Origin of the sequence: Chthonomonas sp. (genome assembly GCF_035294165.1) — a bacterium.
GTDB lineage: Bacteria > Armatimonadota > Chthonomonadetes > Chthonomonadales > Chthonomonadaceae > Chthonomonas.
The window spans coordinates 1-1,253 of record NZ_DATGLN010000141.1; the positions used below are offsets into that span (position 1 = coordinate 1).

The 1,253-nt window shown below is 53.8% G+C and carries 1 protein-coding gene; it reads right to left on the minus strand.

Features of this window, described 5'->3' with window-relative positions:
- On the minus strand, positions 1-1,136 hold a 1,136-nt coding region (locus VKV29_RS06970; RefSeq protein ID WP_324200583.1), incomplete at its 3' end, for a DUF2142 domain-containing protein.
- Positions 1,137-1,253 lie beyond the last annotated feature (117 nt).

Below are 1,253 nucleotides of genomic sequence, written 5' to 3' on the forward strand. Positions count from 1 at the left end.
ATCTCTTCGAGTACTCGATGGCTATCGGAGACCACACTGTGCAGAACGATTTTCGTGAAGTTCAGGGGATGCGCGATGGTGAAGCGGAACTGCGCGCCCGGGTTGTGGTGGGGAGCATCCCAGCCCACCATATCGAAGAAAAGCCGGACGAGATGGGACCAAGCAAGATACGCCCCGGTTGCGATAGCAAGCGCAAAGGAGCAAAACAGAATGGCCTGACGCCATCCCAGCCGTTTGTAAGCCCCGATCAGCAACAGCCCAAATGGCAGATCGACTGGCTTTGCTACCGCCAGAAAAACCAGACAGAGGATAAGCGCAATGCGAAGCAGAAGGCGATCGGATTTCAAGAAACGCAAACATAAAGACACAAACAGAATGCTTACCGCGATAATGCCGGCATCACAGGAAGCGGAGCTGAATTGGTGCAGAGCCATGGGCAGGATAGTGGGCACCAGGAGGAGAAGTTCATAACCTGGCGCAAGAAGCAAAGCCAAAAAGACTAAGAGAACGGAGGCTGTTGCATTAGCAATACGGGCTGCATAAAACCATATGTAAGTTTTGTCTGAAATAAGACGAGCGAATAAGATACCTGCAATCTGCGGCAGGTACAAGGTGGGAGCATAAACTGCGGAACCGGGGAAAGCGATAAATTGCTGTTCGCGGCGCGGCGGCTTCTGAGCGGCGGCATCGAGATCGCGCAGGCGGCTCGCGATGCTGGGGAAATGGTACTCACGGAGTAAGAAATCCGCAGAAGTTACTTTATCGCGGACGAAATTGGCAACCGCAACGGGAACAATGCCTCCTGCCGTATACAAGACTCCCGGCGTCGGTTTCCCATGGGAGTCCCAGGCAAATAGACCGTGACTAAAACCGGTATCCGGCAGCATTTGGCCTCGCGAGAACTCATAAGCTCGGAGGAAATGCCGCCCTTCATCGGAGACTTGCATGGGCGGGATTAGGAAGCACAGAAAGATTGTCGTCGGAAGCACACAGATCAAATAAAGCCACGCAACGAGGCGGAGCGATCTCACCCGCAGCAATAAACTCAGGAAACGATTGGACGTCACGGTAGCCGGGGCGACGGAGGGTGATCGCCCAGACTGATTGGCAGGATGTTGAAGATGCGCCGTCACCATGCTCTCCTCCTTTTTGTCATGTAACTAGGCATCGGGCAAGTGATACGGCTTGAGTTTTAGCGGGGGACCAAACCTGCATACAGTTTTACCCGTGAGCAGCCAGTACTCAAGGGTTCC